Below are 16082 nucleotides of genomic sequence, written 5' to 3' on the forward strand. Positions count from 1 at the left end.
TTTATGTAAATTATTGATTTACTTTTACCATCGATGGGCGAATTACACGGTCTTTTAATTTATAACCTTTTTGGAATTCTTCCACAACCGCATTTGATTCAAATTCGCTGTCTTCTACTTGCATAACAGCTTGATGTTCATGAGGATCAAACTGTTTACCAACAGCTTCAATCGCTTCTACACCTTCTTTTGTCATCGCTTCTAACAATTGACGATATACCATTTCCATCCCTTGTAATAAGGACTTCATTTGCTCATCATTTGCTTCCACTTGCATCGCTCTTTCAAAATTATCAAGAGCTGGCAAAATATCTGAAACAAGACTTTGTGCTCTATATTTTTCAGCAGCCTGTTTATCCATTTGAACACGACGCTTATAATTTTCAAAATCAGCTTGTAGACGTAGCATACGGCCTTCCGTTTCCGTCAGTTTCGCTTGCAATTCATCTACTTTTTCTTGTAAAAGAGCAGCCTCACTTTTTTCTTCAACAGATTCTTCGCTGTCTTCAGATGTTACGGCTTCTTCAACTTGTGCTTCTTTTACTTCTTCTTTCACTTCTTCTACAACTTGTTCGTTACGCTCTTCCACAATTTTCACCTCCTTAAAAGGTATTAGGTATCATGCATAGCATGATTACCTAAGTATAGTTATATATTACACACAGTGATGTATTGCTTATCACTTGAGCGAATGTATTCTTCTTTATTCTTTATTTTTTATTTTTTTAGTCCGTCTGTAATTTGCCTTGTAAATAACTGCAACAAACTAATTACACGAGAGTATTGCATTCTCGTTGGACCTAAAATTGCAATTGTTCCAACCTGTTCTTCTCCGATTGAATATGTTGCAGAAATTAAACTGCAATCCTCCATAGCCGTTGAAGAGTTTTCCCTACCAATTTTCACTTGAATACCAACTTGTTTATGACGCAAAATATCATAAAACTCAGCTTCGTTATCAATCATGGTAAGTAAAGATCTAACTTTTTGAATGTCATGAAACTCTGGTTGCGAAAGCATATTTGCCTTCCCTCCAAAGTATATCTTTTCCGATAACGGAACTTGAAATGTACCATCCAATATTTTTATTGCACTATCGTAATTATGAACATACCCACGCAATACCGTAACAATCTCCTTAAAGATTTTATTATGGAGTTCCGACATTGGTACGCCCGATAGCTTTTCATTTAAAATATTAACCATTTTTTCTAAATCTGATAAATCAACAGATTCCGGAACGGTAATCGTTTTGCTTTGTACATGCCCTGTATCCGTTACAATAATAGCGACTGCAGTTTGACGATCAAGCGGAACAATTTGTACGTTTTTAAGTTTATTTGTGCTTAACTTCGGTCCAAGAACAATGGCCGTATAATTTGTAAGCTCTGATAAAATTTGAGCTGATTGTTGTGCAATCTTTTCCGCTTCAAAAATTCTTTCAGCAAATAAATCTTTAATTTGTACAATTTCATCGTTCGGTAAATTTTGCGGCGCTAAAAGATGGTCTACATAAAATCGATATCCTTTTTCAGAAGGAACACGTCCAGAAGAACTATGCGTTTTCTCAATAAATCCTAGTTCCTCTAAATCAGCCATTTCATTTCGTATAGTAGCTGAACTAAATGTAATTTCATCTTTTTTAGCCAACGTCCTTGACCCAACAGGTTGCGCTGATCCAATAAAGTCATCAATAATTGTTTGTAAAATTAAGAGCTGACGTTCCGTAAGCATCTCATCATCACCTCTGTTAGCACTCTTTGTCTTCGAGTGCTAAATCTATTAATAACTTACCAAAATTGACATTCAATTGTCAACGGAAACGTCACGAAATAATGAAACTTTTTCACGTTAATGGAACATTTAATTAGTCAATCAAAAATGATTGGAATACTTCATTCCCTAATAATTTTCCTTTTCGCGTTAAACGAACATATCCATCGCTCTCTTCAAGCAATCCTTGTTCTTGGTTGTTTTGTAACTGCTTCGCGAAAACTTGATCCATTTCCATATTAAATTTCTTTTGAAACGCTATTTTAGATACACCTTTTGTTTTTCGGAGTCCTAAGAACAACTCTTCTTCCATTTTTTCTTTCTCCGTCACCACATGAACATCTAAATACGGAAATCCGGTTTCATCGATCTTATTGAAATATTGCTTGAGCGGCCCTACATTTTGGATACGTTCTCCATTTACATAACTATGCGCTCCAGCTCCAAATCCATAATACTCTTCATTATTCCAGTATGTGAGATTATGTCTACTTTCATTATTACCTTTTGAAAAATTACTAATTTCATACTGGGTATAGCCATGTTTCTCCATTTCATCCATTACCATTTCGTACATTTTCGCTTCATGGTCTTCACCTGGAAGTCTTAATTTCCCTTTATTCATTAAGTTATAAAATACTGTTTTCGGTTCCACAATTAATGAATATGCCGAGAAATGTTGTACACCAAGCGTAAAAGCAATGTCTAATGTTTCTTTTACATCTTCTATCGTCTGTCCTGGCAGAGCATAAATAATATCTACATTTATATTTTTAAAGCCTACTTCCTGCGCTTCTCTAATTGCTACAAACGCATCTTCTCTCGTATGCTTACGTCCAATTTTCTCAAGCAATTCATCTCGAAATGTTTGCACCCCAAAACTAATTCGGTTCACTCCACCTTCTAGCAATACATTTAATTTCTCTTTCGGCAAATCACCTGGATTCGCTTCAAATGTTAATTCACAATTCGGGGCAAACGGACGTAAACGACGATTTATAATATCTAATAATTTCTTTGTCTGTTCCATATTTAATGCTGTCGGAGTTCCCCCGCCAACAAAAATCGTTTTCATACTATCAAACGGTACCTTTTGAACTGTATTTATTATTTCTTTCTCTAAATACTCTAAATATTGATCGACCGGCTGGCGTTCAATAAACACTTTATTAAAATCACAATAGTGACAAATATGCTGACAAAACGGAATATGAATATATGCAGCTTGCACCAAAAATAACTCCTACCTTTCTAAAAAGAAAACCTCCGCGCTCGGGAGGCTTCTTTTACTTCTCTAACGTATTACGAATTTGTTCCATTCGCATTTTTCCCCAATCATACATCATTTCAACGATTGGTAAAAGCGACATGCCTAATTCCGTCATATAATATTCCACTCGCGGAGGAATTTCTGGGTATACTGTTCGATCAACAATCCCATCTTCCATTAACTCTTTTAATTGGTTTGACAAAACTTTATGAGAAATGCTCGGAAATAATCGTTGTAATTCACTAAAACGATGAGGCCCTTCCACACCAAGATGCCATAATATTACAACTTTCCACTTTCCACTAATAATAGAAAGCGTCAATTCCTTTTCACAATTAAAATTGCCATTTTGTATTTTTTCTTGAATATCTTTTCGAATATTTTCAGACATTAACAAACTCCTAACTCTATATGAACTAAAAAGCTCTCTCACTATTGTAAATGAGAGCTACTCAGATGTCTAAAAAGTAATTATACGTAAAAAAGAAGTCGCATAAACGACTTCTTTTTTCATTCCAACTATTAGTTGTCATCCATTTTCAGTACAGCCATGAATGCTTCTTGCGGTACTTCTACAGAACCAACAGACTTCATACGTTTTTTACCTTCTTTTTGCTTATCAAGAAGTTTACGCTTACGAGAAATGTCACCACCGTAACATTTCGCAAGTACGTTTTTACGCATCGCCTTAATTGTAGAACGCGCTACAACTTTGTTTCCGATCGTCGCTTGAATTGGCACTTCGAACTGCTGTCTTGGAATTAATTCTTTTAATTTTTCTACGATTACTTTACCACGGTCATACGCTGAATCACGGTGTACGATAAATGATAGAGCATCGACTTGCTCAGAATTTAAAAGAATATCCATTTTCACAAGTTTAGATGGTTTGTAACCAATTAACTCATAATCAAATGATGCATATCCTTTCGTATTTGATTTCAACTGATCGAAGAAGTCATATACGATTTCTGATAATGGGATTTCATATGTCAATGTAACACGCGTTTCATCTAAATATTGCATATCAATAAACGTTCCGCGTTTACCTTGGCAAATTTCCATTACAGCTCCAACATAGTCATTCGGAACCATAATTGCCACTTTAACAAATGGCTCTTCAACACGATCAATTGTCTGTGGATCCGGCATATTGGACGGGTTATCGACAATCATGTCTTCACCATTCGTTAAGAATACTTTATAAATAACACTTGGCGCTGTTGTAATTAAATCAATTTTAAATTCACGTTCAATACGCTCTTGAATGATTTCCATATGAAGAAGTCCTAAGAATCCACAACGGAAACCAAATCCTAGCGCTTGAGATGTTTCTGGCTCAAACTCAAGAGCAGAATCGTTTAATTCTAATTTCTCTAGCGCATCACGTAAGTCGTTGTAACGTGCAGAGTCAATCGGATACAGACCACAGAATACCATTGGATTTAATTTACGGTAACCAGGTAATGGCTCAGCTGCTGGACGTTTCGCATGTGTAATCGTATCACCAACGCGTGTGTCACCAACATTTTTAATCGATGCCGCTAAGAAACCTACATCACCTACTGTTAACTCATCACGTTGCGTAGTTTTCGGTGTAAACACACCTACTTCTGTTACTTCAAATTCTTTTCCAGTTGCCATCATACGTACTTTATCGCCAACTTTTACCGTTCCATTTACAACACGGATATACGCAATTACACCGCGGTATGGATCATATAAAGAGTCAAAGATCATACATTGTAACGGTTCTTCTGAATCACCTGTTGGTGCTGGCACTTTTTCAACGATTTGTTCTAGAATCTCTTCGATACCAATCCCAGCTTTTGCCGAAGCAAGTACAGCTTCTGATGCATCTAACCCAATTACATCTTCCACCTCTTGGCGTACACGCTCTGGGTCTGCACTTGGTAAGTCGATTTTATTAATAACCGGTAAAATTTCTAAATTGTTATCAAGCGCTAAGTATACGTTCGCTAACGTTTGCGCTTCAATACCTTGCGCTGCATCTACTACAAGAATTGCACCTTCACAAGCCGCTAAACTACGAGATACTTCGTACGTAAAGTCGACGTGTCCTGGTGTATCAATTAAGTGAAGAATATATTCTTCGCCGTCTTTTGCTTTATAGTTTAATTGTACTGCGTTTAATTTAATTGTAATACCACGCTCACGCTCTAAATCCATAGAGTCAAGCAACTGAGCTTTCATTTCACGTTGTGTTAACGCGTTTGTTTTCTCTAAAATACGGTCTGCTAACGTTGACTTTCCGTGGTCAATATGAGCAATGATAGAGAAATTACGAATTTTGGACTGTCTTTTTGCTCTTTCTTCTTTGTTCATCTATGTTCTCAACTCCTAATAGTCTCGCCAATATACACTAGCACTGATTATATCAATAGAGCAGCAAAGATTCAATGAAAACTCGTGCTGCTTACGATACAAATCATTCTATTTATATCTTATGCGAACAAACCATAAGAGACAAACCTTTTTCAAATTAAAGAACGGCTGTCTTACAAACCTGTAAAACAACCGTCCTCCGTTTGACTCTTAACTAAAAATCCCTTTTACTTTCCCAACAACTATATCTGTTCCAAACTTTGTTATTTCATAGGCAACGCTTGCTATCGCCATACCCATTCCTTCTACAATATTAAAACTTTTTAAGCTTTCTAATTGTTTTTGTTTTTCAGTAGCGGAAAACGAACTCTCCAAAGTTTCTGATTCAGTGGCCTCACCTTTTGTTCCTGTCATATGAGCGATTTGTTCATACGACATTTGCTGATAACCTTTCATACTTTTCAACCCATGATTTGCAAGTGCCACCCCTGCTATTACCATAAGTAAGCATATAGCCACACTACATATACATAAAAGCGAAAAGCGACTTACATGATTATCGTCACTTCCCATCAATGTGTATATGCTCCTGTATTATCTTGGTCAATTTGATGATGCAGCGCTGCATTTAAACCACTTGCTATTACATTTGCCATATCCTCTATGAAGGCATCTACTTCTTTCGGAGTCACCATTAAATTATGACCAAGAGGAGATAACACTTCATAAATTAATTTTCTCTTCTCTTCATCTCCCAGTGTACCTACAGCACCTAAAAACATATTCCGGCTCTTTTCATCCGGCATATCCTCTTCTGTTAATTTTTTCTTTTCTCCAAATGTAAAACCAGCCGGCAACAAAGATCGGGAAGGTTTATTTCCTTCTTTCATCTCCCGGCCAAAATGTTTCAAAATAAAATCAATTGTATCGCTTGTAATCGAAACGGCATCCACCACAGTCGGAACACCAATTGCGATAACAGGAATACCTAATGTTTCTTTACTGAGTTCCTTACGTTTATTCCCAACACCCGACCCAGGATGAATTCCTGTATCAGAAATTTGTATCGTACTATTTACCCTTTCAATAGAACGAGCAGCTAATGCATCAATTGCAATGACAAAGTCTGGTTTTGTCTTCTCAATGATTCCATAAATAACATCGCTCGTTTCAATCCCTGTAATTCCCATTACCCCCGGCCGAATTGCACTAACAGGCCTAAACCCTTCTTCTACACTTTCAGGCTGCAATTGAAACAAATGTCTCGTTACCAATACATTTTCTACAACTATCGGTCCAAGCGCATCCGGCGTTACATTCCAATTTCCAAGACCAACAATTAAACAACTCGCTTCTTTCGTAACGCCAACCTCTTCTAAGAAATAAGAAAATTCTTTTGCAAAAATACGCTCTACTTTTTGTTGCAGCTCCGTATCTTGTTGACGTATACCTTGTACTTCAAGCGTTAAATAATTTCCAGGTTTTTTACCCATCGAGTCAGAGGCAGCTTCATCAATTGTAACTTTTGTAACGGTAATACCTTCTTCTTCCCTCTCTTTTACAATAACGCCTTCTATCCCTTTTTGCTCTTCTTGACGCTCTTGCAGCATTTGATGCGCCTCTACAGCAAGGTCCGTTCTAACACTATATTTACTTAAATCTAATGGTTCTTTCATCGTATCTCCTCCGTCATTCATAGTAAATATCGTTAGATTTCCCAAAGTTATATAAGGTCATTCTTTCCTTTACGTGAAATTTCATAGATATACTATTGCAATTCTCTTCACCGTTTGATAGAATATCACTTGTTCTATGTTAAGAATCGAGTCATTCGATTGCACCAGGGAGGTGAAAAGTATGGCAAACATCAAATCTGCTATCAAACGCGCTAAACTTAGCGAAGAGCGTCGTGCACATAACGCTTCTATCAAGTCTGACATGCGTTCTGCTGTTAAAACTGTAGAAGCTTTAGTTACTAATAACGATCTTGAAAATGCTAAAGAAGCTTTCAAAACTGCTTCTAAAAAACTTGACAAAGCAGCTCGTAAAGGTCTTATCCACCAAAACGCTGCAGCTCGTCAAAAATCTCGCTTAGCGAAACAAGTAAACGCGTAAGGCGTTTAAAAAACGATCCATTCGGATCGTTTTTTTATATACAAAAAAGTTCACGCTCTTAGCACGTGAACTTTTTTTGTTTCATCACATATGATTTAACCGCATTAAGAAAAACTCGAGCACAAGTTTCTTATCCATTTTTCCCGTTTTCATACTATAATCAGCTTCCGCTAATTCCATTATCACTTTTTTTAATTCTTCAAAAGAGAAAAACTTCGTTTGATTCATCGCTAATTTTACACGATATGGATGCACACCAATATGAGACGCGATTTGATTTTGACCGTAACCACGCTGCTGTAACTCTTTCACTTGATGCAGTAAACGGAATTGACTTACTAATAACGCAAGCAATTTAATAGGTTCCTCCTGCTGCGTAAATAATCCATCCAAAATTTGCATCGCACCCGCGATATCTTTTTTCACCACTTTTTCTGTCAAAGCAAACACATTTTGTTCAACTGATTTTGGCACAAGCTCTGCAACGAGTTTCGGTGTAATATCTCCGCCCATACCGACATATAACGTTAACTTGTCCATTTCCTTCGCCAACATCGTTACATTACTTCCCACAAGCTCTAACAACAAACTAACAGCCGCATGATCAATATGCACATGCACTTCATCTGCCCGAGCAACAATCCACTTCTGAACATCCTGCACTTGCATTGCATTCGCTTCTACTACATCCGCTGTTTTCTTTAATAGTTTTGTAATTTTTTTTCGTTCATCCAGCTTTTCGTAAGGCGCAACAAAAACAAGAATAGAAAAGGGAGAAGGTTCCCCAATATATTCTTCTAAAATTTTTATATTTTGTTCTAACTTTTCTTTTTGTGAAGTTAAAAAGAGTGGTGATTTTATTAATAACACTTTACGTTCTCCGAAAAAAGGAAGTGTACGTGCATCCTCAACCACATCTTCTAAATATGCTTCTTCTAAATCATATGTCACAACATTAAACTCGCGATCTTCCTCTTCAAGCGCTTCTGTTGTAATAAGCTTTATCGTTTCATTTATAAAAAACGCTTCTGTTCCATATAGTAAATATAACGGAGCAAACTGCTTCTTTTTAATCTTTTTATGTATATCACTCATACTTTTTCCTACTCCCTAACTTGGCAATATATATTTATACTAATGCCCTAGCTTTTGTTTTACAAGTACAAAGGAACAGGCAATATAACCCGTCCCTTTATTTATATTAAACGCCACGCAATAAGCCCCGGGTTTCTTATTGGTGTGCGGTAATCACCTTCCCTTTATTATTCGCAATAAAAATTCGAGTATAAGTGCCAACTGTTAACATGCTTGGAAACAAAAATTCACATTACTTCATGATCTAAAAGTAGTAAAAACGCTATATTTCTCTTCATATGGAAATTGTAGATTTTTTTCTGACAATATTTTATACTAAAGTGGAATGTTGGGGAGGGATTCTAAATGAATGATTTTGAACAAAACGTTCAAAGTAAACGCAATGACGCTATTGATTCAGGGGTAGGATTTATCGTCTCATTTGGTTTTTTCGCAACACTTTTCATCATTGCAACTGTTATTAAATTTATCGGTTCTTAAAGACTGCTGCTTACTGGCAGTCTTTTTTATCTATTATGTGTTTCATCATATGTGATTTTGCTGCGAAAGGTTCCGTTTTCCCCTTTAAAAACATAGGAGATAGCCCCTTGCTTATCCGTACGCCATATTTCAATCCCCCTCTTCTCAAAACGCTCTATAACGTCCTTATGAGGGTGCCCATACCTATTACGCTCACCGACAGAAATAACCGCTATATTAGGCTGTACGACGCTCAGAAAAGGCGTTGTAGATGACGTATTACTTCCATGATGAGCAACCTTTAAAACATCCGCTCGCAACTCTGGATACGTAGCTACTAAAAACTTCTCGCCTTCTTCTTCTAAATCACCTGTAAACAACCACGTTAGTCCTCCTAATTTTGCCAACATTACAATTGAAGCGTTATTTTCACTGCTCTCCTTTCCTGTTGGCGCTAATACGAAAAATTCCGCTCCATTTATGCTCCAACTTTCTCCTTCTCTCACTTCTCTTATTTTCACTTTCTTTTCTAAAGCCTGTTTCTTTACTATTTTTTCTAATTCCGCATCTTGTTCCTTTCGACCAAATACAACTTCTTTTACGGTTATATTTGATAATAACTGTTGCGCAGCACCTATATGATCCGCATCTCCATGCGTTATAATTAATTTATCGATCTTTTTAATACCTTCCTTTTGTAAATAAGGAATCAAAATATCATTTCCGACAGAAAATTCATGCTTTTTCCGTTGCCATTCTTCCTTGTTTGGCCGAATTGTTCCACCAGTATCAATAAGGTAAATCTCTTGATCATACGGAAGGCGAATTAATATTGCATCTCCCTGTCCAACATCGAGAAAGGTAACACTCCCACTTTCTCGAAAATACGGATATACATAATGGCATGTACTGATAAAAAGAAATACGCCTGCAGATATAAACAGAATTCCCTTCGCCATTCGCCTTTCCCAAACCATCAATATACTAATAATACTCACGCAATATAAGACCACAAGAAGTATAGACGTTTGTCCGAAATTAAGACGGGTAAATGGTAAGTTTTCACAATAACTTAAAAAATCATTAGAAAGATTCAAACCTATTGATAGTACATTCGCAAGCCTTTTTGCAAGAAACGGGATGACCGGTATACATATCAAAATAACAATACTGCACGGCAATACAACGAGAGATAAAAACGGAACGTATAGGATATTTAAGAAAATACTATATGGAGAAAAATAACCGAAGTGATATAACAAAATCGGAGTACTAACGAGCTGTGAAATGAAAGAAATATAAATAGAATTTCGAATTACTCCATTACCACTCTCTAGTAAAAGCGGGGCAGATAAAAGTAAAGCAAAACTACCGACGAAAGAAAACTGAAAGCCAATATTAAACACGAGATATGGATCAAATATAAGCATACATATAGCTGTTATACTTAAAGCATCTAAGCTAGATAAACGAATAGAACACATAAAAGCAATTAACATAAAAACTCCTGTTATAGAAGCTCTTATAACAGATGGTGACGCTCCTGCTAAAATCATATACAGAGGAATACAGAAGATAAGACATACCGTTGCTACCTCCCTTGTCACACCACTTCTTAGCAAAATAAAATACACGATTACCATTAACAATACGATATGCGATCCTGAAATCGCCAATAAATGCACGAGACCGAATTGTTGATATTGCTCTTCAACTTCAAATGTCATTTGTTGTCTATCACCAAATACTAACGCATTCATAAAAGCGCCTGATTGCTCTGGAAACATTTCTGCAACTTCTGAGATTGCTTGTTGCCTCAAGAGAAGAATCCATTGCACGAGTGACAACGATGTTTTATGGCATTCAGAAATATATGTAGCGTCCAATATGAAATGAATATTTTGCTTATATAAATAATCACGATAATTAAACCCATGGAAATTCCGAGCTATTTGCGGTTCTTTCCTCTCACCTTCGAATACACATGATACTCCTGCATGTAATTGTCGCATTTGTTTCTTTTCCAAGGCTGATTTCATTTTGTAACTTAACTGCACTATATTTTTATTCTGATCTTCAACTTGAAATGAGAGGCGATCTCCGTTAATAAGAGGTGTATTATGTATCACTCCTCTTGTAGCTTCGTAGGACTCTCCCAGAGGCTTGTTTTGCCCTTGAACATACGTGGTGTACATAGCGCCACTTAAACACGCTACCATACAATAAAAGAAAGTTTTACGCGGAGTACGATACAAACAAAAGAAAACATTTAGAACGAGACAACAAGTCAGCCATACAACTGAAGAAGAGAAGGCAATTGCAATCCCTATTATAAATGAGATTGCAACATAGCCCCATTGTCCTTGCAACTCATACTCACTCCTTATAGCATCATTTTTGCTTTCGTGAATACATGCTGTAATTCTTCCATTGATAAGTTCTCTTTTTCTAAAGATGCAAATAGTTCTTTTAACTCCATATGACGCTTTTGATCCTCTAATGCTGCAATATCATATTCTAGTGGAACGTGTTTCACCGTTACATTCGCTTTTTCAAATAACTCTACAGCATACGGATGATTTTTATAATCCTGTGCATAATAAACTGCTGTAATACCACTTTGAATAATCGCCTTACAACATTGTAAACAAGGAAAATGCGTAACATAAATTTCCGCTTCCTCCGTTTTCACGCCAAATTTTGCACACTGTAATAAAGCATTCATTTCTGCATGAATTGTACGAACACAATGATTATCAATAACGTAGCATCCATCATCTATACAATGTACGCCACCTTTAATTGAACCATTATATCCACCAGCAATAATTCGTTTATCACGAACAATTGTCGCTCCTACTGCAAGCCTTGTACATGTACTACGTAAAGATAACAAATGGCTTTGCGTCATAAAATATTGATCCCATGAAATTCGTTCCATATTCTTCACCTACTTTTTTGTCTACTTGTAGTGTAGCGAATGAAGAAAAACTTCGTCAATCTTTTACGGAATAATAATTTGATCTTTTATTTTCTCCAAAGACTTCACACCAATCCCATCAATCTCTAACAAATCTTCTATTTTTTGAAACGGACCATGTTCCTCTCGATATTTCAAAATACTTTCTGCTTTCCGAGAACCAATACCTGTAATTTTTTCAAGTTGTTCTTTAGAAGCTGCATTTATTTGAACTTTTCCCTCTCCCTTTGAAACAGCAGCTATTTCTTGCACTTGTTCGTTTTTATTCGGTACATAAAGAAGCATTTGGTCTTGTACCATTTGCGCTAAATTTACCTTCATCCTATCTGCCTCAGGCAAAAAACCACCTGCTTTTTCAATGGCATCCTTGACCCGGTCCCCTTCTTTCATTTCATACACCCCTTCTTTAACAACAGCCCCTTTCATATCAATTACAATTATTTTTTTCTGCTGCTTTGTATCCGATATTTTCGGTTTACTTTTCTTCTCCATATCTTTCGCTTGAACATCCGTTGCAATAGCTGATCGCTCTGTATGCTCGTTCGTTTTCCAGAAAATAAGAAAAAGCACAGTTCCAATAATAGCTGCTAATCCTAACCATTTCTTTGGAAAACCCCACATCATTTTTCACCTCTAATCATAAATTTATAACATCATTCATATTGTTTAGGAGAAAGCTGTTACGAAGGAGGGATGAAACATTGAACATAGGAATTATAGGGACAGGAAACATGGGGAATATACTAATCGATGCATTTTTAGAAACCCGTGCTGTCAAACCTTCGTGCCTTACGATCATTAATCGAACGCCCGCCAAAGCATATCATATAAAGGAAAAATACCCTTCTGTTCATATAGCCAAAACTATTGATGAGGCAATCGAACGATCACATCTTATTTTTATTTGTGTAAAGCCGATAGATATATACCCAATCTTACAAAAATACGCTGAACATTTTTCTGATGAAAAGTGCTTAGTTTCTATCACAAGTCCAATATCTCCATCACAATTAGAGACACTTGTACCTTGCCATGTTGCTCGTATTATTCCGAGCATTACAAACCGCGCCCTATCCGGCGCATCACTATTTACATTTGGAAGTAACTGCTCTGAAGAATGGCAACAAAAACTATTTCGCTTATTCAAAAACATTTCTACTCCCCTTGTAATAGAAAAAGATATAACGCGCGTTTCATCTGATATAGCAAGCTGCGGCCCTGCATTCTTTAGTTATTTATTACAATGTTTCATTAATGCTGCTGTAGATAAAACAAATATTACACATGAGGAAGCCACTACTTTAGTAAGTGAAATGGTCGTCGGAATGGGGAAACTACTCGAAAAAGGGATTTTCACATTGCCTACTTTACAAGAAAAAGTATGTGTGAAAGGCGGCGTTACAGGAGAAGGCATTCGGGTTTTAGAAGAACATGTTGGGGATATGTTTCATAAATTAATCGAGCGGACACACGAGAAATTTGATGAAGATTTAAAATGCGTTGATCAGCAATTCAATAAACACACATAATAAATACGTCATCGTCATTCCAAATCCTTTTTATAAATACTTAATTTTTTACATTACACTTTCACTTAAACTAGCATTTTTACACTTTACGTATATCATCTTCTTATTATCCTAGAACTAAAATTACAGCTTCTTTACAAAACAAAAGCAACCTTCTCGGTTGCTTTTGTTTTATCCGTTTTTCTTCGCCATGAAGAAAATACGCTCTGTTTGTTCTGTAACTTCAAGTCGCTCAAAGTCACCAGTTACACGAAGCACTGTAAAACCAGCTTCTTCAAGCCATTTCGTTAACTCTTCAACCGGATATGCACGTTGTACGTGACATTCGTCAAAACGATGGTACACATCTTCTTCTGGGTCTTGAACAAAGAATGTTAAATCATGTTCTACACTGTTTGAATCTTCACCAGGGAAGCAATTCCAAATAAGAGATATTTCTTCTCCATTCACTGTGTATGTTTCATTTTGAAATACATGATGTATTTTATATAAAGAATGTACATCAAATAAAAACAAACCATCTTGACGTAAATGATGAAACACTCTTCGGAATGTTTCTTGCACTCCATCTTCTTGCAATACATAGTTTAATGAATCACAAAAGATCGTTACACAGTCAAACTCACCTGGAACATCAAGCTCTCGCATGTCTTGTTGGTAAAAAGGAATAAAATATCCTGCCTCGCCTAGTTTTTGCTGTGCGACTGCTAACATTTCTTCCGAAAGATCGACACCGATTACATCGTAACCCTTTTGTACAAGCGGAAGCGCTACATTACCAGTACCGCATGCTACATCAAGAATCTTCGCCTCTTTCACATCCGCTTGCTGTAAGCTTTCCTCTGTGAATTCCACCCATTTATCATAGGGGACATCATTCATTAGTTCATCGTACAGCAACGCAAATTGCTCGTAGTTCATTGGCCTAACTCTTCTGTAATATCTTCACGTGGCACATCGCCCCATAGACGCTCTAAATTATAGTGATTACGCTCATCTTTATGGAATACATGAGCAACTACATCTCCAAGGTCAACTAATACCCAGCGAGCTTCGTCAAAACCTTCCATACGTTGTACGTCGATTTGGAACTCGTGTGCTTTCGCTTTAATTTCACGCGCAATTGCTTGCACTTGCTTATCTGAGTTACCGTGACAAATAATGAAATAATCTGCAATTGGTGAAATACCTTGCATATTTAGGACAACCATATCTTCCGCTCTCTTATCATCAGCTGCTTTTGCTGCTAATACTAATAAATCTTTATCTTTCATTTACTCATTTCCTCCTTGATAACTGCATTGTATGTTTGGAATGTTAATGGATAAATCGTTTGATCTTTTTCCATTAAAAATTGAATTGTTCTCTTTAGCGCAAATAATAAAGCTTGATCTATATCCGTATATGCAAGTTTACGAGCTTCCTCCACCCCTGGAAACTTTCGCCCAGGCTCAATGTAATCAGCTACATAAATTACTTTATCTAACATCGTCATTTTCTCATGACCACTTGTATGATATGTAATAGCTTGCAGGATTTCAGGATCTGTAATACCTACTTCTTTTTCTACTAAGTATGCCCCAACAGGTGCATGCCATAACTCTTTGTTATAACAAAGTAAATCTTTCGGCAAATCTTCACTTTTAATGATCTCTTCCATCTCTGAAATCGCTCTACACTTCGCATAATCATGAAATATAGCTGCAACTTCAGCTTTTTTTTCATCCACACCGTATAACTTAGCAAGTTCAATTGCTGTTTCCATTACACCAATTGTGTGTATATAACGTTTTTCATGCATTTGTTGTTTCACAATATGAAGTGCTTTCTCACGATTCATACAACCCATTCCTCTCGATATATACCTGTACTTTTTCAGGAAGTAAATATTTACATGTTTTCTTCTCTTTATATCTCTCACGTAATAAAGATGAAGAAACAGCAAACTCCGGAATTTCCACAGTAGTGATAGGATAAGGTGTATGCAATGTATACCCAGGTCTTGCAACCCCAACAAACGTTACAAGATCAAGTAACATTTCAATGTTATACCACTTCGGCAAATACTCAACCATATCTCCACCAATAATAAAATGAAACTGCACATCCGGATGCTTCTTCGTCAATTGTAGCATAGTGTCATACGTATAAGATGGGCCCTTCCTGCTTAGCTCTTCTAAACAAATAGAAAAATGTTCCTCTTCCTCAGTCGCAAGCTCTAACATTTGCAAACGACTTTCTACACTTGTAATATTCCGCCCTTGTTTATGCGGCGGAATTTGGTTCGGTAAGAACCATACTTCTTCTAAATTCAAAGCATGATATACTTCATTTGCAATGAGCAAATGTCCATAATGTGGCGGATCAAATGTACCGCCAATGATGCCAATTTTCCTCAAAAGAAACGCCCCTTCCTTTTACGTACAGCAACTCTCTTCATTCCTAACAGAAGAGAGTTGCTATTAATAAAAGTTCAATTGGTTTCGCTCTCTACATCATTACGCATCAACGATAA

General features: G+C 36.6%; 18 protein-coding genes. 3 read left to right on the plus strand and 15 right to left on the minus strand.

Annotation, left to right across the window (positions count from 1 at the left end; all coding sequences use genetic code 11):
- Window positions 1–10 precede the first annotated feature (10 nt).
- The 7 genes from grpE to gpr form a co-directional block, all read right to left on the minus strand.
- Window positions 11–589, minus strand: a complete 579-nt coding sequence (gene grpE / locus PDQ68_RS03490; protein ID WP_000392719.1) for a nucleotide exchange factor GrpE — start codon at window positions 587–589, stop codon at window positions 11–13.
- A 128-nt stretch (window positions 590–717) separates the two neighbouring features.
- On the minus strand, window positions 718–1734 hold the full coding sequence (gene hrcA / locus PDQ68_RS03495) for a heat-inducible transcriptional repressor HrcA (RefSeq protein WP_000954951.1): 1017 nt from the start codon (window positions 1732–1734) through the stop codon (window positions 718–720).
- A 133-nt stretch (window positions 1735–1867) separates the two neighbouring features.
- Complete coding sequence (gene hemW / locus PDQ68_RS03500) at window positions 1868–3007, minus strand: radical SAM family heme chaperone HemW (RefSeq protein WP_016718498.1); 1140 nt, start codon at window positions 3005–3007, stop codon at window positions 1868–1870.
- Window positions 3008–3059: 52 nt separating this feature from the next.
- A complete protein-coding gene (locus PDQ68_RS03505) occupies window positions 3060–3434 on the minus strand; it encodes a winged helix-turn-helix transcriptional regulator (RefSeq protein ID WP_001293546.1) in 375 nt (124 codons plus the stop codon).
- A gap of 131 nt (window positions 3435–3565) precedes the next feature.
- Window positions 3566–5389, minus strand: a complete 1824-nt coding sequence (lepA, locus tag PDQ68_RS03510) for an elongation factor 4 (protein WP_061184078.1) — start codon at window positions 5387–5389, stop codon at window positions 3566–3568.
- Window positions 5390–5599: 210 nt separating this feature from the next.
- Window positions 5600–5962 carry a YqxA family protein gene (locus PDQ68_RS03515; protein ID WP_016718499.1) on the minus strand — a complete coding sequence of 121 codons (363 nt, stop codon included), beginning with the start codon at window positions 5960–5962 and terminating at the stop codon, window positions 5600–5602.
- Complete coding sequence (gene gpr / locus PDQ68_RS03520) at window positions 5962–7065, minus strand: GPR endopeptidase (protein ID WP_000662630.1); 1104 nt, start codon at window positions 7063–7065, stop codon at window positions 5962–5964. The genes PDQ68_RS03515 and gpr overlap by 1 nt, the downstream gene beginning before the upstream one ends.
- Before the next feature lie 181 nt (window positions 7066–7246).
- On the opposite strand from gpr, the gene rpsT reads away from it, so the two are divergent.
- Window positions 7247–7504 carry a 30S ribosomal protein S20 gene (rpsT, locus tag PDQ68_RS03525; protein WP_001274011.1) on the plus strand — a complete coding sequence of 86 codons (258 nt, stop codon included), beginning with the start codon at window positions 7247–7249 and terminating at the stop codon, window positions 7502–7504.
- 84 nt (window positions 7505–7588) lie between these two features.
- Here rpsT and holA read toward each other — a convergent pair whose 3' ends face one another.
- A complete protein-coding gene (holA, locus tag PDQ68_RS03530) occupies window positions 7589–8599 on the minus strand; it encodes a DNA polymerase III subunit delta (protein WP_001279918.1) in 1011 nt (336 codons plus the stop codon).
- 345 nt (window positions 8600–8944) lie between these two features.
- Here holA and PDQ68_RS03535 point away from each other — a divergent pair, with 345 nt between their 5' ends.
- Window positions 8945–9079 (plus strand): YqzM family protein, encoded by a 135-nt coding sequence (locus tag PDQ68_RS03535; RefSeq protein WP_000997609.1) that lies wholly within the window; start codon window positions 8945–8947, stop codon window positions 9077–9079.
- A gap of 26 nt (window positions 9080–9105) precedes the next feature.
- Here the strand turns inward: PDQ68_RS03535 and PDQ68_RS03540 are convergent, their stop codons facing one another.
- The 3 genes from PDQ68_RS03540 to PDQ68_RS03550 form a co-directional block, all read right to left on the minus strand.
- Window positions 9106–11427 carry a DNA internalization-related competence protein ComEC/Rec2 gene (locus tag PDQ68_RS03540; protein WP_061184079.1) on the minus strand — a complete coding sequence of 774 codons (2322 nt, stop codon included), beginning with the start codon at window positions 11425–11427 and terminating at the stop codon, window positions 9106–9108.
- A gap of 14 nt (window positions 11428–11441) precedes the next feature.
- A complete protein-coding gene (locus PDQ68_RS03545) occupies window positions 11442–11999 on the minus strand; it encodes a ComE operon protein 2 (protein WP_000439783.1) in 558 nt (185 codons plus the stop codon).
- Between the two features lie 63 nt (window positions 12000–12062).
- The gene (locus PDQ68_RS03550) at window positions 12063–12662 is read right to left on the minus strand and encodes a helix-hairpin-helix domain-containing protein (RefSeq protein WP_270786580.1); all 600 of its coding nucleotides are present in this window, start codon (window positions 12660–12662) and stop codon (window positions 12063–12065) included.
- A gap of 77 nt (window positions 12663–12739) precedes the next feature.
- Between PDQ68_RS03550 and comER the strand changes: the two genes are divergently transcribed.
- Window positions 12740–13567, plus strand: coding sequence for a late competence protein ComER (gene comER / locus PDQ68_RS03555; protein ID WP_061184081.1), 828 nt, complete (start codon window positions 12740–12742; stop codon window positions 13565–13567).
- 171 nt (window positions 13568–13738) lie between these two features.
- Here the strand turns inward: comER and PDQ68_RS03560 are convergent, their stop codons facing one another.
- The 4 genes from PDQ68_RS03560 to nadD are packed head-to-tail and all read right to left on the minus strand — an operon-like array spanning window position 13739 to window position 15966.
- Window positions 13739–14488, minus strand: coding sequence for a class I SAM-dependent DNA methyltransferase (locus PDQ68_RS03560; RefSeq protein WP_061184082.1), 750 nt, complete (start codon window positions 14486–14488; stop codon window positions 13739–13741).
- Entirely contained in the window at window positions 14485–14841 is a 357-nt protein-coding gene (gene rsfS / locus PDQ68_RS03565) for a ribosome silencing factor (RefSeq protein ID WP_000653200.1), read from the minus strand. Before rsfS ends, PDQ68_RS03560 begins: the two co-directional genes overlap by 4 nt.
- A complete protein-coding gene (gene yqeK / locus PDQ68_RS03570; protein ID WP_001078362.1) occupies window positions 14838–15407 on the minus strand; it encodes a bis(5'-nucleosyl)-tetraphosphatase (symmetrical) YqeK in 570 nt (189 codons plus the stop codon). Before yqeK ends, rsfS begins: the two co-directional genes overlap by 4 nt.
- Complete coding sequence (gene nadD / locus PDQ68_RS03575) at window positions 15397–15966, minus strand: nicotinate-nucleotide adenylyltransferase (protein ID WP_061184083.1); 570 nt, start codon at window positions 15964–15966, stop codon at window positions 15397–15399. Before nadD ends, yqeK begins: the two co-directional genes overlap by 11 nt.
- Between the last annotated feature and the right edge of the window lie 116 nt (window positions 15967–16082).

The organism is Bacillus cereus group sp. Bc010 (assembly GCF_027716745.1).
In the GTDB taxonomy this organism is placed as follows: domain Bacteria; phylum Bacillota; class Bacilli; order Bacillales; family Bacillaceae_G; genus Bacillus_A; species Bacillus_A pacificus.